The organism is Undibacterium sp. Ji49W, from assembly GCF_049340205.1.
Classification (GTDB): Bacteria; Pseudomonadota; Gammaproteobacteria; order Burkholderiales; family Burkholderiaceae_D; genus Undibacterium.
This window is the reverse complement of sequence record NZ_JBMPOW010000020.1, coordinates 66,416-89,574: the sequence shown is the minus strand read 5'-3', so window position 1 is coordinate 89,574 and position 23,159 is coordinate 66,416. Positions and strand designations below refer to the sequence as shown.

General features: G+C 49.7%; 15 protein-coding genes. 4 read left to right on the top strand and 11 right to left on the bottom strand.

All coding sequences use genetic code 11. The annotated features are described in order from the left end of the window. Position 1: 1 nt before the first annotated feature. From ACO0LK_RS22235 to ACO0LK_RS22205, 7 genes are all read right to left on the bottom strand, one after another. Positions 2-1,045, bottom strand: a complete 1,044-nt coding sequence (locus tag ACO0LK_RS22235) for an ABC transporter substrate-binding protein (protein WP_422978957.1) — start codon at positions 1,043-1,045, stop codon at positions 2-4. A gap of 180 nt (positions 1,046-1,225) precedes the next feature. Then, complete coding sequence (locus tag ACO0LK_RS22230; RefSeq protein WP_422978955.1) at positions 1,226-2,041, bottom strand: arginase family protein; 816 nt, start codon at positions 2,039-2,041, stop codon at positions 1,226-1,228. After that, positions 2,038-3,276, bottom strand: coding sequence for a sulfotransferase (locus tag ACO0LK_RS22225; protein ID WP_422978953.1), 1,239 nt, complete (start codon positions 3,274-3,276; stop codon positions 2,038-2,040). The genes ACO0LK_RS22230 and ACO0LK_RS22225 overlap by 4 nt, the downstream gene beginning before the upstream one ends. Then, on the bottom strand, positions 3,273-3,983 hold the full coding sequence (locus tag ACO0LK_RS22220; RefSeq protein ID WP_422978951.1) for a methyltransferase: 711 nt from the start codon (positions 3,981-3,983) through the stop codon (positions 3,273-3,275). The genes ACO0LK_RS22225 and ACO0LK_RS22220 overlap by 4 nt, the downstream gene beginning before the upstream one ends. 113 nt (positions 3,984-4,096) lie before the next feature. Then, the gene (locus ACO0LK_RS22215) at positions 4,097-5,719 is read right to left on the bottom strand and encodes a response regulator (RefSeq protein WP_422978949.1); all 1,623 of its coding nucleotides are present in this window, start codon (positions 5,717-5,719) and stop codon (positions 4,097-4,099) included. Between the two features lie 429 nt (positions 5,720-6,148). Next, complete coding sequence (locus tag ACO0LK_RS22210) at positions 6,149-6,709, bottom strand: lipocalin family protein (protein ID WP_422978947.1); 561 nt, start codon at positions 6,707-6,709, stop codon at positions 6,149-6,151. A 53-nt stretch (positions 6,710-6,762) separates the two neighbouring features. Then, positions 6,763-7,152, bottom strand: a complete 390-nt coding sequence (locus ACO0LK_RS22205; RefSeq protein WP_422978945.1) for a FlxA-like family protein — start codon at positions 7,150-7,152, stop codon at positions 6,763-6,765. 286 nt (positions 7,153-7,438) lie between these two features. Between ACO0LK_RS22205 and ACO0LK_RS22200 the strand changes: the two genes are divergently transcribed. Next, on the top strand, positions 7,439-8,848 hold the full coding sequence (locus ACO0LK_RS22200) for a patatin-like phospholipase family protein (protein ID WP_422978943.1): 1,410 nt from the start codon (positions 7,439-7,441) through the stop codon (positions 8,846-8,848). 42 nt (positions 8,849-8,890) lie between these two features. Here the strand turns inward: ACO0LK_RS22200 and ACO0LK_RS22195 are convergent, their stop codons facing one another. Then, positions 8,891-9,883, bottom strand: coding sequence for a helix-turn-helix domain-containing GNAT family N-acetyltransferase (locus tag ACO0LK_RS22195; protein WP_422978941.1), 993 nt, complete (start codon positions 9,881-9,883; stop codon positions 8,891-8,893). A gap of 335 nt (positions 9,884-10,218) precedes the next feature. On the opposite strand from ACO0LK_RS22195, the gene ACO0LK_RS22190 reads away from it, so the two are divergent. The 3 genes from ACO0LK_RS22190 (at position 10,219) to ACO0LK_RS22180 (ending at position 17,485) form a co-directional block, all read left to right on the top strand. Further along, a complete protein-coding gene (locus ACO0LK_RS22190; protein ID WP_422978939.1) occupies positions 10,219-12,084 on the top strand; it encodes an AI-2E family transporter in 1,866 nt (621 codons plus the stop codon). A 432-nt stretch (positions 12,085-12,516) separates the two neighbouring features. Next, complete coding sequence (locus tag ACO0LK_RS22185) at positions 12,517-14,559, top strand: alpha-L-arabinofuranosidase C-terminal domain-containing protein (RefSeq protein WP_422978937.1); 2,043 nt, start codon at positions 12,517-12,519, stop codon at positions 14,557-14,559. 43 nt (positions 14,560-14,602) lie between these two features. Beyond that, a complete protein-coding gene (locus ACO0LK_RS22180) occupies positions 14,603-17,485 on the top strand; it encodes a glycoside hydrolase family 2 TIM barrel-domain containing protein (RefSeq protein WP_422978935.1) in 2,883 nt (960 codons plus the stop codon). A 149-nt stretch (positions 17,486-17,634) separates the two neighbouring features. On the opposite strand, the gene ACO0LK_RS22175 is transcribed toward ACO0LK_RS22180, so the two are convergent. The 3 genes from ACO0LK_RS22175 to ACO0LK_RS22165 form a co-directional block, all read right to left on the bottom strand. Next, the gene (locus ACO0LK_RS22175) at positions 17,635-20,808 is read right to left on the bottom strand and encodes a TonB-dependent receptor (protein ID WP_422978933.1); all 3,174 of its coding nucleotides are present in this window, start codon (positions 20,806-20,808) and stop codon (positions 17,635-17,637) included. 412 nt (positions 20,809-21,220) lie between these two features. Continuing rightward, positions 21,221-22,789, bottom strand: coding sequence for a glycoside hydrolase 43 family protein (locus tag ACO0LK_RS22170; protein WP_422978931.1), 1,569 nt, complete (start codon positions 22,787-22,789; stop codon positions 21,221-21,223). A gap of 35 nt (positions 22,790-22,824) precedes the next feature. Continuing rightward, positions 22,825-23,145 (bottom strand): hypothetical protein, encoded by a 321-nt coding sequence (locus tag ACO0LK_RS22165; protein WP_422978929.1) that lies wholly within the window; start codon positions 23,143-23,145, stop codon positions 22,825-22,827. Positions 23,146-23,159: the final 14 nt, after the last annotated feature.

Here is a 23,159-nt window from a genome sequence, read left to right as displayed (position 1 = left end):
CTCAATGAATAATGGTAACTGATGACGGTTTTACTGCCTCCAAACCATCTAGATAAATGTAATCAAGATAATTAGGAGTTGCCGTTTTATTTGTTAGCTTATTTTTGATAGCCCATCTCGCTTCATCTTCCAATGCGAGAAGTAAGCCCTGGTCAAGAGCGAGGTCAAATCGATAGGATGGCCATGCGTCTGCCAGATTCTTGGTGTCAGTTTTTATCATGCCATCCACCAGTTTTCGGGCCGCTTCGGGCATCTGATTACAAAAACGTCCACCCAGGGCCAAGGCCCGCAATGTTTTTTTAATTGTTTCAGAATGTTTGCTTACATAATCCCTTACGCCCACAACGGCATATAGGCTTTCATACACGTCTTGTCCGTTAAAGGCGATGCCGTTGCTACCTAATTGCGTCAGAATATTGCCTAGAAATGGCTCCCAACCCGCTACCGCATCAACTTCTCCCTTTTCCAGTGCTTTGCCCAGTTCTTCAGGTTTATAGTTGTGCTTGGTCACGTCGTCAGGATTCAATTTTTGTCTGTTAAGGAATGCATCCAGCGTAAAATGTGCAGAAGTGCCTTGTGTCACTCCGATATGTTTACCCTTAAGACTAACCGGTGTTGTTACCCCCCGATCCTTCCTGCCGACGATACCATGATCTTTCTCTGCCTTGAATATGGTGGCAATAACTAATATTGGCCGGTTATCAAGGCCTGCAAACATAATTGGAATGTCGGCAACCGTTCCCAAATGGGCCTGTCCTTGCATGACAGCTTCCATTGCGGCCTTACCGCTTGAGTGAGACTGTATCCTGACCTGCAAGCCCTCATTTAGAAAATAACCGTTCTCTACGGCCGCAATAATGGAGCAGGTTCCTACATATTCAGTATTAGTTGCAATCGTTATCTGTTCGAAAACTTTGGGGCGATCATTTGCAGGAGTACGCGACATCAACATATAAGCCGCGAGCGCAATAATTACCATCAAAATACTTGCGGTAGCATAGATATAAACTGGGGGGATTTTTTTTGTACTCGTCGCATATCTCATTGCGATTCCTCTTCCACATTATCGAGACTCGTATAACAAACAAAAGAGTGAGGCGAATACAACAAAAGACAAATTTACAAGAAACACCCAACTTTAATTGCAACGAGGAGAAATTGAAAAGACGCGGAAGCTGAGCATACAATCGGTTCTAACTACCACTAAGGCAAAGAAACTTGCTTTTTATTCTAGTTCCTTTAATAAACTTAGGCAAGCAATTGCAGTTTTATCATCTTTATCCATTTCCTCATGCCAGGCAGAGACTGAAATGGCAACGATTTTTCTATTACGCAACATTCGAAAGAGCTGGGCAATGTCTGCGTAGCCGGGCCCATGTTTCACATGATATTTAAGCGCCGGCATTTCTACTTCAGCATCAATGACATCTGTGTCAAAATGCAGATAAATACTTTCATCAATCGATAGATACGTGAAAATGTCTTCTAGCTTGCAGACAGTGATGCCAGAATTTTGAACAGCTTCACGTTCGCCAACATCCAAATCGCGTGCATCAGATAAAACGATTCTTTTTTCCGGATAAGCTCGTACGCCGACCATGTTAGTAAAGGCTGCTACAGAATCCCGCTCCCTTTTTCTTCTGTCACCCTTGCCAACCAAGAAAGCCAGCGGCATTCCACCAAGATATTTCGTTTGTGTCGTCTCCCACGTGTGGAAATCTCCATGCGCATCCAACCAAAGAATGCGATCCGGTTCTTTCCCCCCGTGTTGTAGCCCACTCAGTACACCCAGTGTAGAGATGCAATCACCCGCAACACAGACAGGCCGTAAGCCGTGGTTAAGGATACGCTCTACGGATTCGGAGAGACGTCGGTAAATTATTCCCATTCTGTGCAGTTTTTCATTTGCATCGCCAATATCTGTTTCAGAAAAATCAGGCACATCCAATATGTCCCACACATCGCCATCTATGTCACGAATACGGCATAAACCGTCGCGACGCTGTCCTGTTAAAAATGGAATTATGAGGCGGTGATTCATATCCATGTTTCCGGGGCCATCGAATAATCAAGCGCCGCCATCATTGTGATGACTTTTGGATCTGTTCCCAAATTCGTCAGCAAATTCTTTCGTTTTTCCCATCGTTTTAATTTGGGTGTTTCCGTTGCCATCATGGGTCGAAATTCTGGCAGTGATTGCATTTTACTGAGGCCAAGATATTCAGTGATTTTTATTATTACGTCGATTGGTCGCAATAAAAATTCTTCAAAAGTTACGCGTAGTGTTTTTACTCCGCTGTCAAGAACTGTCTGGTGTGCCGACAGCCATTGATTGAGGCAAACATTTTCTAAGCGTGCTCTGGTAAATTCTTTCCAGTTTGGTGGCAAGTCAAATTTCCACCATTTTTCACCAAAATCGACCACGTTTGAATAGCCCTCGATCGCCAGTTGCACGTCGACTTGGCTACAGTCCAGCGAAAAGAACCCTATTGGAGACAACCAGCCATCCATCAAGCCATTCACGGACTGTGCATATCCTCTTGTTAAATGTATGTACTTTATTTTTGCATTAGGGAAAAGTTGCTCGTACATGCCAACACGATAGACATCCGGAGGGGATTTGAATAGCAAGGTCTTTTCTAGAGCATCCTGCCCGGTAAACTGTCGTCGATACAGTCCTGGCAATACGAATGGTGGTTCTTCCAATTTTATTTTTTCATTAAAACAAACCGCGCCCGCTGTATCTTTTCGACCATCATAATATGCCATTCTCCATGGCGTACGCCGGAATACTTTGGTGAGCATTATCTCTTGCAGAGCGAATTCGTCTTTGCCGCTGCCGGCCTTAAATTCATCCAACGCCTCATCCAGAGAGTCCATTAAATCAAGATGCTGCTGAGAATCGGAAAATAAACTCGGGAATTGCAATAACAAACGTTTTTCCCATTTTTTTCTTAAAAATCCTGAATCCGGTATCTCCTTTGCAGCCACGGTCAAGTCATCAAGTGTATTATCAGCCAATGTATCTAAATTTGAAAAACTATTGATAGCATCACTATCTGAATTGAAGCCAAAACCATTATTTGTAAGAGTCAAAAATGGAGTAATTTCTCCATCTAGGGTAGCGATATCTGGATGAGATGCCAGTACGCTTTTCAATAAGGTAGAACCGGACCTGGGTGAGGTTAAAATCACCGCCACCTTTCGGACCTGCAAATTAAGGCTTGAGTGCGTCACGTTGCGCAACTCATTGACTGCTCGAATAGTCTTTATCATGTAGGTTTTCTGGCTGCAATCCTTTTCATAACAAATGCAAAAAATTTCTTCGTTTCTTCTTGGTCTGCCGCAGCACTACCTATTGCACGAACAGAAAACCCCGCTGCCTTTGCCAGGACTTTCATTTCTTGGACGCCCCCAAAATTGGATTGCGCAAAATAAATTCGTCCGTTTGGTTTCAAATAGTGACCGACCTCTTCAAAAAAGCGAGCATTCGTTTTGAAATCTGTATCCCATTGAGATTGCGCTACGACATCATGTGCAAATTTATTCCTGAAAGGAAGATTCGCTGTAATTACATCAAATTGAATATCTTTAATTTTTTGAAAAAGATCTGAGTTTTTGACTTGCATTATTTTGTCAAATCCATGCAATTTTGCATTGTGCTTTGCGCTCTTGATGGCGGACGGATTGATGTCTACTGCCAATACCTTGCTTGCACCTTGATAACAGGCGAAAATAGCAATAACACCTGAACCCGTACCAATATCCAACACGCTGTCTTCGGGCTTAATTCGAAAATTCCGGACAAGCGGCTGACTATCAACAAATGGCCAAAATGTGCCCGGATAGAGCAGAAATTCCTTACCAAGATATTTAAACGTTTTTCCTGTTGAGGGAATTGCCTTGAATGCTTTTTGTCTACCTTTTTGCCAACGGTCTATACGCGCAATGTTGTCAATATTTTCGTTAGAAAAATGCTTCATCTTTTCCCCACTTTCATAAAAGTGACTTCAAGACTACGCAGCAAATTTTCATGGCACGTAAATTCAAGTATCAAATACATGCTGACTGAATGGATTCGTTAAAAACTATCGCTTCAATTCAGTTTCAGGGCCGCGTCTATGGCTTCAGTGAATTTATTGATATCGATGGGTTTGGTAATGTAACGAAAGAAACCCGAAGCTATCCCCCTTTCTATATCAGAGGGCATCGCATTTGCCGTAAGAGCGATAACCGGAATATGTGCCGTTCTTAAATCCTCACTGAGAATTTGCCGTGCTTCAATTCCGTCGATGCCGGGTAAATTAATATCCATCAAAATAATTTGAGGTGAATGCAAGCGAGCCAATTCTATTCCTGAAAATCCATCCGTGGCAGACAGGAAACTGAAATCTGGACGAAATCGCATAAGCTCTTTGACCAATCTGAGGTTCGTCGGATTATCTTCTATGTAAAGGATGGTTTTTTCTCCCTTTACAAGAGAGTCATTAAACGAACTGGGCGCCGTTCCTTCGACCGAATTACACACTAAAGTTGGCATCGAAGAATCACTCATGGGCAGTTCTATCCAAAAAGTACTGCCTACTCCTATTTCACTGGCAATACCGATTTTTCCATGCATTGCATCAGCCAGGTGTTTTACTAATGCCAGGCCAATTCCTGTACCTTCTTCGTCAAAAACTTCACGCCCCAGGCGATTGAATGGTTGAAAAATAGTTTCGAGTTGTGCCGCAGTGAGCCCGATACCGGTATCTTGAACATAAATGCGCAATTGTTTTCCGTCGGTTATTTCGCAATTCACTGTAACCATGCCATCTGGCCGGTTATATTTAATTGCATTTGACAGCAGATTAATCAATATCTGTTTCAAACGTATCCGATCAGCAAAAACATGCAAGTCATGAACGGGTTTGAATTCAACACCAATAGTACGTTTTTTTGACAAAGGTTCGATCATCGTACTGCATTCAGCAAATACATCTTCAAGTGCAACCGGTTCAAGTGATAAACTCATTGAACCAGATTCCACTTTCGCCAAATCGAGTATTTCGTTGATTAAAGTAAGCAAGTGAATCCCTGCTTCTTCTATGTGCTGTGCAAATTCTCTTTTTTCATCCAGTGTTGTTGATAAGGTCTCAGACGTTAATATTTGCGCGAAGCCAAGGATGGCGTTAAGTGGCGTACGCAATTCATGGCTCATGTTGGACAAGAAGGTAGATTTCGCCCGATTCGCAATATCTGCATGCGTTTTAGCCAATTCAAGATCTTTGTTCAAGACAGCAAGTTCGGCAACATGAGCATGTAAGAGGCGTTCGAGATTGACGTTTTCCATTCGCAACTTCCGCGCCTCCAACGCCCTGGCAAGTACAGGGAGAAGTACAGAAATTTTGAATGGTTTAATAATGTAATCAAATGCGCCCACTTTCATTGCTTCCACCGCAGATGCTATCGTCCCCTCCCCGGTCATGATAATGCATGCCAGGTCGGAGTCAATAAGACGAGCCGCTTTCACCATTTCAATGCCGTCGAACTCGGGCATCATTAAATCTGTCAGCAGGAGATCAAATGTCGTTTCCCGCATTTGAATCAATGCTTCCGAACCAGAGACAAAACCGGCGGTGTCGTAATCTTGATCGCGTAATAAATCACTCAGCGCACTCATGTGCAGCACTTCGTCATCTACGATTAATATTCTCGGACGCGTATTTGGCGTTTCCATCCAAACTCCTGACATACTTCATCACGTTGCTTTGTGAATAAATGCTTATATAAAGTTACATGCTTTCAATATAGCTGGACTTTTTTTAAAAACAATAAGTATCAAAACAGAAATTTCTTTTTTTGCATTTTAGATAGCTATAGATTTAAAATCCCAGTATATCCAGAAATTATTGCCGTAAAGTTAATTAATTCCAGATTAAATCTGATCCTGTAAATGCATTCCGGCATTTCTACCAGTTGCAACGGAGTTCCGTGCTAATCAGCTGTTTTTTAAGTCGGTCGCGAAGTGCCGGGGTTGCCCTCAATTAACCGATGATGAATAAGGATGAGTGTGAGCAAGGTGATTCGGGATGCCGTGCAGGGCGCGTCGTAGCTAAAGAGGAGCCTTAGCAAGCGGTGTAATACAGTAATGCGCCTGAATTGACTGCTAATAATCCTGTCTAGTCAAAACCAGCTTGCTCACATCAAGCCCCTGGGCTGTCAGGCGGGCTATTAAGGCGTCGTACTTTGCCTGATCAACTTTTTTTGTGCGTGACAATATCCAGAGATACTCGCGAGTGCCTTCGCTGACGGCGGCCAGTTGGTAACTTTGGTCGATGTCGATGACCCAATAATCGCCCCAAACCATGGGAAGGAAGGACAAGATGGCCGGGGCAAAACGTACTTTTAACTTGGGCGAATCTGCTGCACCTATCTGGCGGGCCACGCCGATAGCCTCTACCAGGTCTCCATTTTCGGCCCGACAGCGATTGATAACCTGCACTTTGCCATCAGGCATCGCAGAGTAGCTTGCAGTGGTAAAACTGGTGCATCTCTTTTGAAAGCGATTGTCGAATTTCGCGATTTCGTACCAGGTGCCCATATAGCGCGGAACGTCCAGGGCGGCAATGGTTTCAAGTGGTTTGACGACTGTAGCCTGGGGCGCATCACTGGCATTTGCGTTGACGCTTAGTGCAAACAATAAAGCGGTGAGGAATCTTATCTTCATTAGCATGTCCAAATAGCTGAATGCCCCATTGTATACTTCAGCGACCGCAGGTGTCACACGAACGCATCCACATTACCACCCAAGACGGGGTCCACTGCTTTTTTTACATGACTGATCTGTGTATCAGCAGAAGCGCCCTGCTTCCCGGTCTTGTTTGATTCCAATGCGCGCTGGGCTTGCTGTGCCTGTTGGGCGATTAGCTGCTCCATTCTGGCCTGGGTGACTTGTATCTGCATTTGAATCAGCTTGGCTTTTGCCTGGCCTTCCTTGCTTTGCTCGCTGACTGCTTCCTTAAAGTCTTTTTGCAGCGAAATGAGTTTTTTCTTCAAGGCTTCAATCTGCGAGCCGACATCTGCACTATTTGTTCCAGTACTTGCACCCTCACTTTGATTGACTACGCGATTAACTACGTTTCTAAGGTCAAATGAAACTGACTCTGCCATGTTGATCTCTCGTTATTTATACATCCAACGTCGTTAACGGTGTAAATTGCAAAAAACTTTATATAATCTTATATCTTTGTACCCTGCTCTCTTGGCAAAGCTGGTACTTGCCGATGTTGATATGGATATGCGTGCAACGGTGCGGTAAGGTACTGCAAGGTCTTGGTGTGCTGATTTTACGCCCGCACAATCAAATACCGCAAATACCGCAAATACTGCCAAACTGGGTGGTACGATTTAATGAATTGAGCGAATTAAACGAATAAAGATGAGATTATTTTTAAACATGAAACGCTGTGCGGTGCTTGGCCTGGCAACGCTGTTAAGTGCCTGCTCGACATTTCATCCCTGGCAAAATGAAATTGCCAGGGCGACCCCAGCCAATGCCGTTCAAAGCAAGCCGTCAAAACCCCAATCCATCGTGGTGGCTGTCACCATGTCGGGTGGCGGTGCACGTGCGGCGGCGTTTGGTTTGGGCGTGCTGCGTGAGTTGAAAGACACCAGGTTCACCTGGGAGGGTGAGTCGACGACGATACTCGACAAAGTTGGCATGATCAGCGGTGTGTCTGGCGGTAGTATCCTGGCGGCGTATTACGCTGCCTTTGGCGAAGATACGTTCAGTCGTTTTGAATCCGAATTTTTGCTGTCCAATTTTGAAGGCAGTCTGATACAAAACACGTTTTCGCCTAAACAAATGTATAGACTGCGCTCTCCCTGGTATGGTCGTAGCCAGGTGTTAAGCGAGCAGTTGAACAGACTTTATCGTGGCATGACGTTTGGTGATTTACAAAAAAACCCGCGTGCGCCTGAACTTGTGGTCACTGCCACTGACCTGACCACCGGTGCGCCATTCGAATTTACGGCAGATCAGTTCGCCCTGATCTGCTCTGATCTGGACAGTGTGCCTTTGTCTTTTGCAGCAGCAGCATCGTCGGCCGTACCAATCGTTTTGACGCCACTCACGCTGCGCAATTACGCCCACGATTGTCCAAACCGGCCAGACGCTGCCAGAATCAGCAAGGGCAATCTGGGTGAAGACAATTATAGATCCCGCATCATCAAAGCAACTGAAGACAGTTATAAAAATGCCGCTGAGCGCCCTTACCTGCATCTGGTGGATGGTGGTCTGACAGATAATCTGGGTGTCAGGATGCTGCTGGACAGGGCAATCGCCGATGGATCAGTGCAGGCCAATTTTCGCGGGGCAGCACCGGGTTCTATACGACGTGTGGTGTTGATCTCGATTAATTCAGAGCGTGATCTGGCAGAAAGAATCGATCAGAACGACAAGGTACCGACAACGGGGCAAGTCGCTGATGCGCTTTTGTTTGGGGTTGGTTCTCGTGATTCCCAGGTCACCTTGGCCATGCTCAATGATGATGTCACACGCTGGAACCGTGAAATCGTCGAACATCGCGGTAAAAAGGACAGCCCTTTTGCCGCCGATGCAGAAATGCACGTCATCAGCGTCAGTCTGCGAGATATCAAAGACCGTCGCCAACGTCGCTCGCTGTTGCAGGTGCCTACCGCTTTTACTATCGCGCCCGACTATGTGGAGCAATTACAATCGGCTGGCCGTGATGTTTTACGTCAATCCTCAGAGTTCCAGCGAATGCTGGAAAGTCTCAAGAAGAGTTCGCTCCCCCAGCAGCAAGAGTCTAAGCTTCAAGCCTTCAAGCAACAAATGGTGGAATAATGCGGGTGGCGGTTGTAACGCGGTGCTTGCAAAGTTGACGTTTCACTCCACACCATTAGCGTAAGATCGGGGTAGCTTTCTACTGAACCTTTGTTCGGTAACGCTGGTTCCCCATTGCTGACCTGGTTCTTCATTGGTCAGTTGAAAACCGAAGGATTCATATAAGTGGCGTGCGGCATCCAGCCCCTTGAAGGTCCAGAGATAGGTTTCGCCAAATTGCTGATCCACGTATTGTATTGCTTGCGCCATGAGTTGCCGCCCAATGCCGGAGCCACGCAAGGAATCATCTACAATAAACCATCGCAAATGCGCGATGCCCGTTTCATGATCGCCATCGATAGCAATAGAAGCCAGCGTACGTCCATTATCTGAATACGTCCACAGTGCCTTGCCGTCTGCGGGCAAGCTGCCTGCGAAACTGGCCAGTTCCGTTGCCACTTTTTGTTCAAAGAATGCGCCGAAATGCCAATGTGCGGAGTAGAAACGGGCATGCAAACCGGCAATATCGCCAATGCAGCCCGGCTGGTAAGCTTCAAGAATGGACATGCCCGCAGGACTGTCCGTATCGGTATCCACCATGTTGTTTTGCGCAAGCGCATCGGCATACAAGGCAAGCGTACGCACCAGTTCTTGCTGATCGGATGGCGTTATGCGGCTCAGCGCACCGGACACCTGATTGCTTGCGTAGCGATCGATTTTTTTACGGATCTTTTGGCCCTCACTCGTCAAATACAGATTTGATGAACGGGCATCTTCGCTTGCTGTTCTGCGCTCGACCAGCCCGCTGTTTTCCAGCTTGCCTACCTGTCGACTGGTGTTCGATTTATCCAGTCGCAGGATGTGGCCTAAGGCCTTGGCATTCATACCCGGCCGGGTACCAATTTCAAGAATAGCGTGTACCGCAGAAGGCGCAAGATCGCTATCGGCCAGGGTGGGTCGCATAAAGCCGAGTTCACGCACGAGCTTGCGCGAAAATTCGCGTAGTTCCAGAATTGTGGTTTCCCGGGAATGGCTTGAAGCATCGTTAAGGTCCATTGATGATCTCATATCTTGTGTTTTTCCCCACATCAAGCGAAAATTAGTTGCGATTTACAACCAATTAATGATTAATATAGTTGCAAAGCGCAACCTTTGCAAGCTTTGCAAGCCGTGTGTGCGTTGATTGCCGGGTCAGTCGTCCATTTGCGACAAATTACGGGCGATTAAACCTGCAAGAACCTGATCATTCCGTTTGAATAAAACGCCTTGATATCTGCGCCGGAGTGCCGAATTTTTCTGCAAGAAAAATAGGACAGAAAATACGTGCGATGTTTCGTATAATCCATGCTTCCTATTAATACGCCTTCGTCCTGACTACTTTCGGACCCTACATGCTTAGTCTCCCTTCCATTCCCCGGCTTACTTCCAGTTCAATTGTCACTGTGACCTGTGTACTCGCGCTTTTGCATTTTGGCCGTGAAGTGCTGGAACCAGTCGCGCTGGCATTGATCCTTAGCCTGATTATCGCGCCGCTGATCAATGGCATGCGCCGTATTGGGATGGGACGTTTGACGGCAACATTTGGCGCTCTCCTGATTGCCGGAATAGGTGTAGCCGGGATAGGCACGATACTCACCTACCAGTTGGTGGCGGTGACGACAGAACTTCCACAGTACCGTTCAGCCATTCACTCCAAGCTTGAAGCAGTGCGCGAAATGACCGAGAAACCGTTTGCGCGCCTGGAGGCAGAACTCAAGGCGGTGACGCCACCTGCTCCCACCCCCGTACCAAAGTCCAGCGCAGAAAGAAAACTTGTCAGCGGACAAGTTCAGCCTATACCTGTGGAAATACGCAAGGCACAGTTAACCACAACCGAGACGGTCACCCGACTGATTTCGACGATCTCTGGCCCGGTTGGCGAAACGGGCTTGGTATTGGTGCTATTGGTGTTTATCCTGCTTGACCATGAATCGCTAAGAGATCGCCTGATCCGCCTTACCGGCAAAGGCGATGTCAGCAGAACCATCAAGGCACTGGGCGATGCAACTGAAGGCGTGTCCCGTTTTTTCTTTTCACAATTTTTGGTAAACGCCGGCTTTGGTGTTGTCGTTGGACTGGTGCTTTGGGCTGCCGGCGTTCCTCACGCGGTTTTGTTTGGCGCACTCAGTGGCGTATTGCGTTTCGTCCCCTATCTGGGGGCACTCGTTGCCGGCGGCGCGATCACTCTCTTCGTTGCGGCCATTGACCCTGGCTGGACCCTGCCGCTGTTATGTCTTGCCATTTTTGGCGTGATTGAACTGATCGCAGCAAACGTGATAGAACCCAAGGTATATGGCCATAGTTCCGGACTGTCGCCACTTGCAGTGATGGTATCGGCCCTGTTCTGGAGTGCCATGTGGGGGCCAATCGGTCTTTTATTGTCGACTCCCCTCACCTTGTGTATGGTGGTCGCTGGCCGGCACGTCAGTGCGCTGGAGCCGATCACCATCCTGTTTGCTGATGCGCCAAATGTGGATGAAGCCCATCGCTTCTTTCACCGAGCGCTGGCGGCTGATGTCGATGCCATAGTGCGCGATGCCAAAACATATCTGCGTAAATTCAGTTTTGCCAAATATTGCGACCATATCCTGCTGCCTGGCCTTGCCCTCGGTGCAAATGATCTTGAGAACGGGAACATCGAGAAAGAGCAGCAGAACAGCATACGAGCCACCATCGCCATTCTTGCGGAAACAATTGGTCAAGTACCTGTCGGTACAGTGAAGAAACTGAAACAGCGCAAAGTATCCATGCTGGATGCCAGTGTGGGTGCACATTTGCGCCAGATGCGACAGCAACGTCTGGGACGCTGGCAGGGGCCACTGGACGTGCCGCAGCGATCTATCGTCTTATGTGCCGGATTTGCCAGCGAACGTGATGATTTGCTGAGCGAACTCTTTGTCATGGCCCTGCGCGAGGTAGCGGTCGATGCCCGCAGCATCTCATTTGGGGATAACAGTGAAACACCCGGCGAAGACACTGCCAACCTGGTATCGACGATATTTATTACCTACCCGCTTGTCTCGATGATGGATAGCTGGATACCTATTGTGCAAGAATTACGCACCAATCTGCCGCATGCAATCATTGTCTCCATTCGTCTGTTTTCTGAAGAAAACCAGGCCGATCAGTCAATTATCAAAAAACACGTTGATATGGTATTGCGCTCGTTTGAAGAAGGCCTGGCATTCGTCGCACCGAACCGGGCGAACAGGTCTTAACGCCTGACTTGTGCCTGAACGGGTTCGCGAGCTGGCGCGTAATTGGTATGTAATAAGTCCCGCCAAGCTCAATCGATACGGCACAAACACAATACTGCTGCGCTCCCGGTGCAGCATTACAAGCTGGGCTTTGGCAACACAATGGCAGCGCGCGCCCATGCAAGATGGGCCAAGAGCAGACATCTGCGCAGTCACCCGCTACGCCAATACGAAAGCCCGACTGATCAACAACGTGATAATTCACGTCTTATCCATTGGCAAACGCTTAACTCGTTTCATAATATGAATTCCAATTGACATTGGAAACCGTGCGCATGGCCTTTTTTCGCCGCGATTTCATTTAATTCGTCTTCGTTTGCCGCAACACAATCAGCCTGCCAGGCGGGTATCAGTGTCTTTTACTTTTCAGTGCAATTTGCAAAGGTTACGCCCATGAGCAGTCACGCCAAACTTGTCCACTCCTGTCATACTCGATTGACGAGCCGTCGTTACCTGCCGCTTCTGGTGCTGGCAAGCACACTGATATCCGCATTCGCCTCGGCGCAAACGACAGTCAAAATAGACCTGAGCAAACCTGGCATCCCCGTCAGTTCCACCCTGTACGGTTTGATGACCGAAGAAATTAACTACTCTTATGATGGTGGACTGTACGCAGAACTGGTGCGCAACCGCATTTTCAGGGATGACGAGAAAACAGCAGTACACTGGTCGCTGGTGCAGGATGCGGACGGCACCGCATCGATTGCGCTTGACACCCGTTATCCGGTTGCCGGAACTGCATTGACGACCAGCCTGCGGCTTGACGCAGCACAGGCATCGACAGGCCACCGTGTTGGTGTCGCGAATGATGGTTATTGGGGCATTCCCATCAAGCCAGATACCAGCTACCGTGCCAGCTTCTATGCCAGAACCGCAGGCGCAGGCGGAGTACCGATCACAGTCAGCCTGGAAGGCAGTGATGGCAAGACCGTGTATGCACAGGCAATAGGTGGCGAAATCAATGGCGAATGGAAACAATATACCGTCACATTAAAAACCGGAACAAATATCAAACCGACTGCGGCCAGTAGACTGGTGCTGTCGACGGAAAGCCCTGGCACGGTCTGGTTTAACCTCGTTTCGCTGTTCCCGCCTACGTACAAAGACCGGCCAAACGGCAATCGCATTGATCTGATGCAGAAACTGGTGGACATGAAGCCTGGCTTCCTGCGCTTCCCGGGTGGTAATTATCTGGAAGGTGATACGGTTGCCACCCGCTTCAAGTGGAAGGAAACACTGGGCCCGCTCAATCAGCGCCCGGGACATCCTGGCACCTGGAAATACCGTTCTTCCGATGGCATGGGACTGCTCGAATTTTTGGAGTGGACCGAAGACATGGGTGCTGAGCCGGTACTGGCTGTGTTCGCTGGATATGCACTGAAAGGTGAGACCATTCCCGCTGGCCCGGCATTGCAACCCTTCGTTGATGAGGCGCTGGAAGAAATCGAATATGTCATGGGTGACGTTAACACCAGGTGGGGAGCGCAACGCGCCCGAGACGGCCATCCGGCACCGTTCAAATTACGATATGTCGAGATTGGCAATGAGGATGGATTCGACAAACAAAAAACCTACGATGGCCGCTATACCCAATTCCATGATGCGATCAAGGCCAGGTATCCACAGTTGAAACTGATTTCGACTGTCAACGGCAAGGATGATCTTGGTCAGCGTCAATTGTTAACCAGCCGTGTTCCAGATCTGATAGACGAACATTATTATTACGACCCGCTGGCAATGATGAATGACGCCAAACGTTACGATACGTATAGCCGCAGCGGGCCGAAGATTTTTATCGGTGAATGGGCTGCACGCGAAGGGGCACCTACCACTAACCTGATTTCTGCACTGGCCGATGCCGCATGGATGACAGGCATGGAACGCAACGCCGATATCATTGAGATGTCCTGCTATGCACCTTTACTCGTCAACGTCAATCCGGGTGGCATGCAATGGCGCAGCAACCTTATTGGCTACGACGCGCAGACCAGCTACGGCTCACCGTCCTATCATGTGCAAAAAATGTTCCAAACCTATCTGGGCGATGTCTCTTTGCCGCTGGTAGCGGAGAATATCCCTACTCAGACCTGGCAGCCCAAGGCGAAAAAGGACCAGCCTGCACCAGCGGCCAGGCAAGTGCCAGGTTTGTTTTTTTCAGCTACTGCATCGGAACAGCGTGGCGAAATTTATCTGAAGGTCGTCAATGCTATAGATACACCGCAAATGGTCAAGATAGACTTGGCGGGTCCGATCAGGGTGGCGCCGCAAGGAAAAGCGATAAGCCTGCGTTCGGATGCCCCGGGCGATACCAACACCATCGACGCACCAGACAGGATAGTACCGGTAAGCAGCGCCGCACATGGTCTGGGCGCGCAGTTCAATTACAGCTTCGCGCCTTATTCTGTGACCGTGCTGGTACTGTCACGGACCAGGTGATAGCTCAAGTCCAAAACGAAGAAATTACGGATGGCCCTATTCCATGAAAAAAATACTCAGCTGTTTCTGTATTGCTTTTGCCTGCACCAGCGTTAGCGCATCCAGCCACGTCGCCGCTGCCAATAAAGTAAACGCGGTAAACGCGGCAAACACGGCAAACACCCAGGTTCAATACCTGAGCGGCACCGACAAGGATCACCGGGTGGATTGGGAATTTTTCCTGGACGCTGGCCGCAACGGCGGTGCCTGGAAAACCATCCCGGTTCCGTCGAACTGGGAACTTGAAGGTTTCGGCACCTATCGTTATGGCCAGGACTGGGGCAAGGAAGCGGTGCCCGACAATGTCGGTAAATACCGCCATCAATTCCAGGTACCGGCTGGCTGGAAAGGCCAGCAGATCGAAATTGTGTTTGGTGGCGCCATGACCGACACCGAAGTAAAGATCAACGGCCAGCTTGCCGGGCCTGTCCACCAAGGTGGCTTCTATGAATTTCGCTACGATATAACGCCGCTGCTCAAGGCCGGTGAAAACAATCTGCTGGAAGTGAGTGTCAAGCGGGTATCCGACAATGCATCAGTAAACCGGGCTGAACGCAGTTCGGATTTCTGGCTGTTCAGCGGCATTTATCGCCCTGTATGGCTGGAAGCAAAGCCAGTCGCCAATATCGATCACGTCACGCTCGATGCGCGTCATACCGGCGAATTCGATGCCGAGGTCTACCTGAGCAGGCAAGTACCTGCTGGTACCAAAGTCCGGGCCAGTTTGAGCACGCTGGACGGCAAGCCGCTCGGCAAACCGGTTTTGGCCACCTTGGCCACGTTTGCCGGTGCGCAGCAACCACTGCATTTGCATACGTACATCGACCATGTCATTCCGTGGTCAGCTGAAAATCCTCAGCGCTACAAGGTCTTGTTTGAACTGCTCAACGGTCAAAAAGTCACGCACCAAATCAGCAAGACGATAGGGTTTCGCACCATAGAATTGCGCAAACAGGATGGTGTGTACGTCAATGGCAATAAAATCCGGCTGAAAGGTTCAAACCGTCATTCATTCTGGCCCACCTCGGGCCGAACGACCAGCAAGGAGCTCAGTTACACCGATGCACGCCTGATGAAGGAAATGAACATGAACGCGGTGCGCATGTCGCACTATCCGCCCGATGAACACTTTCTCGACGTTGCCGATGAAATTGGCCTGTATGTCATCGACGAGCTGACTGGCTGGCAAAAAGCCTACGACACAGAAGTTGCCGCGCCACTGGTCAAAGAACTGGTCAGGCGAGATCAGCACCACCCTTCCATCGTGTTCTGGGCAAACGGCAATGAAGGCGGCTTCCCGCGTGGTGTCGATTCACATTACGACCTGTATGACCTGCAAAAACGTCCTGTTATCCATCCATGGGAAAACTACGGTGGCATCGATACATCGCACTACCCCTATTACGACTGCTGCGCGACATCGCTGTTTCATGGACGCGATGTGTTCATGCCGACTGAATTCATGCACGGCTTGTACGATGGCGGTGCTGCCGCCGGTCTGAACGACTGGTGGAACGCGATGCTCGGCAATCCTTTAAGTGCAGGTGGCTTTGTCTGGGCCTTTGCTGACGAAGGCATCGTCCGTACCGACAAAAACGGCGAAATCGACGTCTGGGGCAATCGCGCGCCCGACGGCATCGTCGGGCCTTACCGTGAAAAAGAAGGCAGCTTCTTTGCGATCAGGCAGATCTGGTCACCGGTGTATCTGCCGCTGTCAGAAAAGGCGTATCTGCAACCCACTTTTGATGGTCGCATTCAGTTGGAGAACCGCTACGACTTCAATAACCTGAGCAGCGTCAAACTGACATGGAAACTGTTGAAATTCGAAACACTTGCATCCAACAAAAACGGTTATCAGGTCATGGCACAAGGCAAGGTCAGGTCGCCGGATGTGGGCCCAGGATTGCGTGGCAATACCCGTATCGACCTGCCGCAAAACTGGTCGCAACAGGATGCGCTGTACCTGACTGCTACGGATCGCAACGGCCACGAAATTTATACCTGGAGCTGGATGATCGCCAGCGCCAACGCAGTCGCCAGACATACTGCCGACCAATGGCAGGCACAGCATCGTGCTATCGCTGCAGCAAGTGTGCAGGAACACGCCGATGCATTCGAACTCAAAGCTGGCGATATTAGCGTCAGTATCGACAAGGGTACGGGCTATCTGCGCCAATTGCGCAAGGGCAGCACGGTGGTACCACTCACCAATGGCCCGCGCCTGGTGACCGGCACTGCCACGCTGAAAGAAATTCGCTCCACTGAGCAAGGTGGAGATATCCTGGTTGATGCCAGCTACAGCGGTAATCTACAGTCAGTGCAATGGCGTTTGAGCGCCGCTGGTCGTCTGACCCTGTCGTACCAATACAGGATGGAAAGCCGTTCGCAAAGCGCTGATTATCTGGGTGTGAGCTTTGATTATCCTGAAGCACAGGTCAAGTCTATGCGCTGGCTGGGCAAAGGCCCTTACCGGGTCTGGAAAAACCGCACGCAAGGCGTCGAATTCAACGTCTGGAAGAAAGACTACAACGACACCGTCTCAGGACTGGGCTGGCAATATCCTGAGTTCAAGGGTTATCACGATAAGGTCTACTGGGCTGAACTGGAAACAAAAACCCTGCCACTCGTTTTTATCAACCACAGTGACGATATCGCGTTGCGGATGTTTACGCCCAAAGAAGCGCCGGCAGACGAAGCAAGTTCCCCGAAAGCTACCAAGGTAGAATTTCCACTTGGCGATATATCACTGTTGCATTCGATTTCGGCTATCGGCGACAAGTTTCATCCAGCGCCGGAACTGGGGCCAGCCGGTCAAAAGGGACGTGTTCCGAATCTAGGTATCACCCTGTCGAACACGGTTGACATCGTGATCGGTGATCCGCGTTGACTACGGTAGTACGCTAGCGTAGAAATGAACTCATAAAAAAGCCCGGCAAACATGACATTTGCCGGGCTTTTCAGTTTTGTGATTGCTAGCTTATTATGCCCTGCCCAGCCTGTTTTTGGCGAGCCACCCGCAGGTGGCTCGCTGTAACATCAGAACGAAGTGCGCATAGACAAGGTGTAAGCTGCACCTGGTTTGTATTCGTCAAACACGGCATTGCTGAACTGTGTGTATGACTGGCTGATCGCCTTGTTGGCATTCCATACACTCAGGGTCAGATCTGTGTTGTAAGGGAAATTGAACAGGCGTTTTAGATTGGCACCTACCGACAGATCGATTTGTGTGCGATCAGTGGTGTAGGCATATGCACCACCTGGCACGTTCAAACCTGTACTGGTGTTCACCACGTGCGATGCTGTGTACTGACGTGACACGCGGAAGTTCAGGCCATTACGTTCGTAATACAGTGTCAGGTTGCTGGTACGTGGTGGCACGCCAGCGACTGGTGGTGCATTTGGTGCTTCGTCCTTTTGATTGGTGTAGGTATAGTTGGCCGTAAAACCAAAACCCTTGACTGGCAACATGTCCAGCGGTTGTTGCCAGGTCAGCTCGATACCGCGCACTTTCAGCTTGGTGTCGATGTTGTAAGGCTCGGTAATTTCGACCAGATGCTTGTCGCGTCCACCGCTGGCGTCTACCGACTGTTGCTGCGCTGCTGTCAGACCAACCGGACCAAACATGGAATCCAGCTGTGCCAGTGAGTAGGTGATGATGCGCTGGCCGGGACGGCTGACGATGTCCTTGGCGAAAGCACTGGCAGACACATAGGCTTCGCGGGTCATGTAATATTCCAGCCCCAGGTCGAGGTTGTTCGCCCCGAAAGGTTTCAGATTGGGGTTGGTCACATTACCCTGACGCGCACCCTGATCACCAATGGTCAACATGGTTTGTCGCAAATCGGCCGGATTGGCACGTGTCAACGACTTGGAACCCGACGCACGGAAAATCAGTTTTGGGGTGATGTTATAGGCAATGGTGGCGGATGGCAGCACATTGCTGTAGCTGGTAGTTTCATACGCCCACACACCAATATTGTCATACTGGCCGCCATTCTTGAGTGTGGCATTGCGCGGATCAGCAACAACGCTCAAGGCACCGATGGTCTGCTTGGTGTTGGCGTAACGCACACCAGCGTTGTAGCGCAACATGCCGTCGAACAACTTGAAGCGGCCATTGGCTTCAGTGTAGAAAGCATCCACTACTTCGCGGATATAACCACCGCTGCCGCTGCTGAAACCTTTGTAAATATTGTCTCTGAAATACTGATAGTCGGTGTCCTGACTAAATTTTGGCCAATTGACACCAATGAAGCCATGATTTGTGGCATACGCATAATTGGGTACATTGGCATTGGTAACCACGGAACCCAGATACGTCAACGGCGTTGTCACACCAGCCGTAGAACCGGTACCATAACCCGGGTAAGCTGTGGCGACATCGGTAATCGCGCCAGGTGTACTGCGACCGTCACAACCAGGCTGGCGAATCTGTGTGTTTGGTGCAAAGAAACGGTAGTTGACGTTATTGCCGCAAGCAACGTTCATCCACGCATCTGCCGCTGAATAGCTGCGATAACGGCGCTCGATATCGTCATATGACACACCGGACTTGATGCTAAAGGTACTGTCACCCCAATTGACATTCAGACGTGAGCCTTTTGTCTGATTTGTGCGCTCATACAAATCCATGCGCAGACCGGACAAGCCCTGCCCTGCCTGATTCCAACCAAAATTGGTCGGATCGTTGATATTCAGGTTGGCACCATAGGTTGGTGACTGACCTGGAACCGTATTGTCATAAGTGATGACAGAGTTGGGTGACTTGGTGGCCAACAATACGGTAGGCATGTCACGGAAGAATGTGCTCTTGGTGAAGTTGACGTGCCCGTCTATGGTCCACTGGTCGTTAGGGCGAAACTCAAAGCCAGGGTTGAAGCTGCGGAACAGCGTCTTTTCTTCCATAGGCCGGTATTCGAGAGACCAGAAGGTATTGGCAAACGTCGCCTTGGTCAGCACGCAACCAACGGTACAGTCACTGCGGTCAAATTCCATGCCGATAGGGATGACGGTATTGGCACGTGTGCCTGCGTTCATCGCTTCGTAAACCATCTTGTTGGATTTCTGGGCGAATACCATGTCCATATAGATATCCAGCTTGTCATTCGGCTGCCATTGCAGACTGACGACTTCACCGTAACGCTTGCGCTCACCTTCATAGATCAGGTGGCGGCCGAGACGGGCCATCAGTGCATTATCAATCTGCTGAATGGTGGCACCGGGGTTCAGTGCCAGCAACATGGCGCGGTCTATCTGTTTACCGGGCACCAGAATCGAACGTGCATAGGCAGGTAAATCATTCAGCGCTAAACCTGAGGGTACGGTATCCGGCGTGGATTGAGAACCGCCGCCTGTGCTGTTAGGATTATCTGCCGCATTTGCCTGGAAGGATTTCAACTGGAGATTACGCATGTCTACTGACTGGAAGCCGTCAGTCTTGTATTTGGTGTCGCCAAACGCCGCACCGACCAGGACACCGAATTTACCGAGACCGGTATCCCAGGTATTGCTGATCAGGCCTGAGCCTGTGGTGCCGGTTTTGCCGCTCTGATCGCGGTAGTTACCGCTGAGTGTAATCGCGGAACGGAAACCATTTTTGTCGAAAGGCCGTACGCTGCGCATATCTACCGTACCCGCAATCCCGCCCTCAATCAGGCTGGCTTGCTGGCTCTTGTAAACACTGGCGCTGCGAAACAGTTCGGACGGCAGGAAGTCCATATCAACTTCGCGATTGGCACTGATGGAACCACCCCAGCTACCTGCCGAGGCCGATGCCATCGGTGCACCATTCAGCAATACACGGGTAAACGCCGGCCCCATACCCCGAATGGAAACGTTGAGACCTTCGCCATCAATTTCGGCGCGTGTCACCTTGACGCCAGGAATGCGTCCAAGTGCATCGGCAATGTTAGGATCAGGGAATTTACCCATGTCTTCCGAAAACACGGTGTCACTCAGGCCCACGTTCTCGTACTTTTCATTGGCAGACAGGGCCAGAGAGCTGCGATAACCACTCACAGTGACGGTTGGGGTTACTTTTTCCTTTTCTTTTTCTTTTTCAGCGGCAGTACTTGACGCTGGCGCTGGTGCAGGCGTTGGCACAGACTGGGCATAGGCACTGGAAATCAGGCCAGCGAGAACGGTGGTGACAAAGACCTCGCTCCCGGTACCCAATCGACGCCGAACGGCCCCCTTTGTTCTTTTGTTCATGCATGTCTCCTTTTATGCGGCATCTTGTGCCATTGTTGTTCGCGTCTTTATTGACGCTTCAATTTTTTATTTATTACGAGAAACAGATTGTGGTAACGCAAACAAATATCGCACATACTAACCTTGCTACGTTGGCGATTAACTGTTTCGTCAGCAAGCTCCAGTTTGATTTCCTCCTCGTTCTCTGGTACTGGATATTTTGCCAATTTGTTTGCGCATAACAACGATCGCACTGCAATAAATAGCGCTACCATTTGTATAGTCGCTGTTTTGGAATCACGCGTCAATCATCTTTAGTGCTTACGTTGTTACGCGGATACGATTTTTCACATAAATTGTTTGCGCTAACATTTTAGATCAAAAAACTACCCGGAAAGATTCCGGGTAGTATCAAAATAAACTATAAAAGAGCCTATGGCTGGTCGGTAAAACGGAAGGCGTCGATGTCGATATAGCCTTGGTCCGGACGTGGGTTGTAGCAAAACAAGGCAAACTGCTGCCCCTGAAAGGTGCCGGTTTGCCAGTCGTAACCCAGCTCAAAACTGCCACCCAACACATTCCAGGTCTTGCCATCCAGGCTATACGCGACTTCCGCCAGGTTCTTTCTGAAATCCATGTCGGTACGCAGATGTATCCTGTTGCCGTTGATGGGGCGAGACGGGACCCGTACTTCAGTCTGTCGCCCGATTGCGGTATCTTCTATTACCTCCATACTCAGGAACAATTTATCTGACGCGTCACGCTGGACAGTGATGTGGCCATTGAATTTGCCCAAAGTACCAAAGCCACAAACATCGCCGGCCTGCACATTACTGACGTCAATCTCGACTTCGCCACGGCTCCAGGGCCCCTGCCCTTTCTGCGTCAGTGTGTTGCGTGCAGCCCAGAACTCATTCGCTTTGGTTGCCTCCAGCCGCAAGAAACCACGCCGCTCACGCAAGGACCACCGGTTATCATCAGGATTATGATTCCACTGCCACTGCATGCCCAGGGTGGTCGCACTGAAATCGTCGGAAGTTGCCAATTTTGTCACTGGCTTACCTAGGATGGGCTTGGGCGCAACTGCGGGCACCTTACCTGGCGCATCTTTAGTGCCCCACACAGGCCAGTCATCCTCCCAGAAAACCGGGCTGATATTCGTCATGCGCCCTATGGGGCCAGCGTCAACCATCACAAAGCCATACCAGTTGCCATCTGGCAGATCAACAATCCCGCCTTGATGCCCACCTGTGCGATCATCGATTTGCGCATGCGATTCCCAGGGGCCAAACAGACTCTTGGCGCGTGATACGATCAAGGTCAGACTGGATGGCAACGCATTAAAGAGGTAATAGTACTCACCGCGCTTGACGAGCTTGGATCCTTCCGCCCCTTTGTAGTAATGAATCTTGCGCGAATCAGTCACCTTCGAATAGTCACTGTTAAGGGTCAGCAAGGTAACTGTACCATCCCAGGCGCCTGAAGTTGCAATATAGGCTTTACCATCTTGCTCGATAAACAAGGCAGGATCAAACGCCACACGATCCAGTTCATGATAAGCCCAGGGACCTTTAATATCCTTGCTGTAATAGATGCGGGTATTCTGCTTGACCGGCGTTACTACGGCATAGAAGGTGTCTTTGTAATGGCGCAAGCTGGCAGCAAACAATCCGTTGCGATAAGCATTTCCATTCTTCAGATCATATTGTTCCATCCCGTTCAGTTTTGGCACGATGTGCGAAGCAAATTCCCAGTTAACCAGGTCCCTGGAGTGAAGCACGGTCAGGCCAGGGCTATTGGCAAATGTGGTGCTGACAAAGTAAAAATCCTCCCCAACCCGAATAATGTCAGGATCAGGATAATCAGCATACAGCGGTGGATTGGTGTACGTGCCGTTGCCATTATCCCCGGACCTGGCGTGCGCATCCGGCATGGTGACATCGAACATACATAGCGCCGCGATCAATACCATTGCAGTGCGTTGCGCTATATGACGTGTCATGGAGCGCACCGCGTTATGGCCATACGATGCGCCGCTCATTGCTGAAAGCCCAGGACGGCGACAGACTGCGGCGCCACTATTAACGCCAGCCTTCTATTGGTAATATCGTTACGACTGCCACGCGCACCAGGAATCAGCGAAGTCGGCACACCCTGCACACCTTCATAACTACCGTGCCCAAAGTGCTCATCAAAATGACCGAAGATATGCCGGCCCATGACACCCCCTGGCTTGCTGGCATCTGCTGTGAGTGTAGTAGTCTTGGTGGTCTTGGTGGTCTTGGTCGTATCAGCAGCAGTCGCGGCCGACGATAGGGCTAACGCCAGCGCGGCGAGGCTGGAATAAAGATATTTCATGAAGTCTCCTGTTT

Bases quoted from the DNA above. Each gene is read 5' to 3' on its own strand.
- ACO0LK_RS22195 (WP_422978941.1), bottom strand. From the start codon at position 9,883: ATGGACCTTAACGATGCTTCAAGCCATTCCCGGGAAACCACAATTCTG.
- ACO0LK_RS22210 (WP_422978947.1), bottom strand. From the start codon at position 6,709: ATGAAGATAAGATTCCTCACCGCTTTATTGTTTGCACTAAGCGTCAAC.
- ACO0LK_RS22220 (WP_422978951.1), bottom strand. From the start codon at position 3,983: ATGAAGCATTTTTCTAACGAAAATATTGACAACATTGCGCGTATAGAC.
- ACO0LK_RS22185 (WP_422978937.1), top strand. From the start codon at position 12,517: ATGAGCAGTCACGCCAAACTTGTCCACTCCTGTCATACTCGATTGACG.
- ACO0LK_RS22230 (WP_422978955.1), bottom strand. From the start codon at position 2,041: ATGAATCACCGCCTCATAATTCCATTTTTAACAGGACAGCGTCGCGAC.
- ACO0LK_RS22165 (WP_422978929.1), bottom strand. From the start codon at position 23,145: ATGAAATATCTTTATTCCAGCCTCGCCGCGCTGGCGTTAGCCCTATCG.
- ACO0LK_RS22175 (WP_422978933.1), bottom strand. From the start codon at position 20,808: ATGAACAAAAGAACAAAGGGGGCCGTTCGGCGTCGATTGGGTACCGGG.
- ACO0LK_RS22215 (WP_422978949.1), bottom strand. From the start codon at position 5,719: ATGGAAACGCCAAATACGCGTCCGAGAATATTAATCGTAGATGACGAA.
- ACO0LK_RS22235 (WP_422978957.1), bottom strand. From the start codon at position 1,045: ATGAGATATGCGACGAGTACAAAAAAAATCCCCCCAGTTTATATCTAT.
- ACO0LK_RS22190 (WP_422978939.1), top strand. From the start codon at position 10,219: ATGCTTAGTCTCCCTTCCATTCCCCGGCTTACTTCCAGTTCAATTGTC.
- ACO0LK_RS22180 (WP_422978935.1), top strand. From the start codon at position 14,603: ATGAAAAAAATACTCAGCTGTTTCTGTATTGCTTTTGCCTGCACCAGC.
- ACO0LK_RS22200 (WP_422978943.1), top strand. From the start codon at position 7,439: ATGAAACGCTGTGCGGTGCTTGGCCTGGCAACGCTGTTAAGTGCCTGC.
- ACO0LK_RS22170 (WP_422978931.1), bottom strand. From the start codon at position 22,789: ATGACACGTCATATAGCGCAACGCACTGCAATGGTATTGATCGCGGCG.
- ACO0LK_RS22205 (WP_422978945.1), bottom strand. From the start codon at position 7,152: ATGGCAGAGTCAGTTTCATTTGACCTTAGAAACGTAGTTAATCGCGTA.
- ACO0LK_RS22225 (WP_422978953.1), bottom strand. From the start codon at position 3,276: ATGATAAAGACTATTCGAGCAGTCAATGAGTTGCGCAACGTGACGCAC.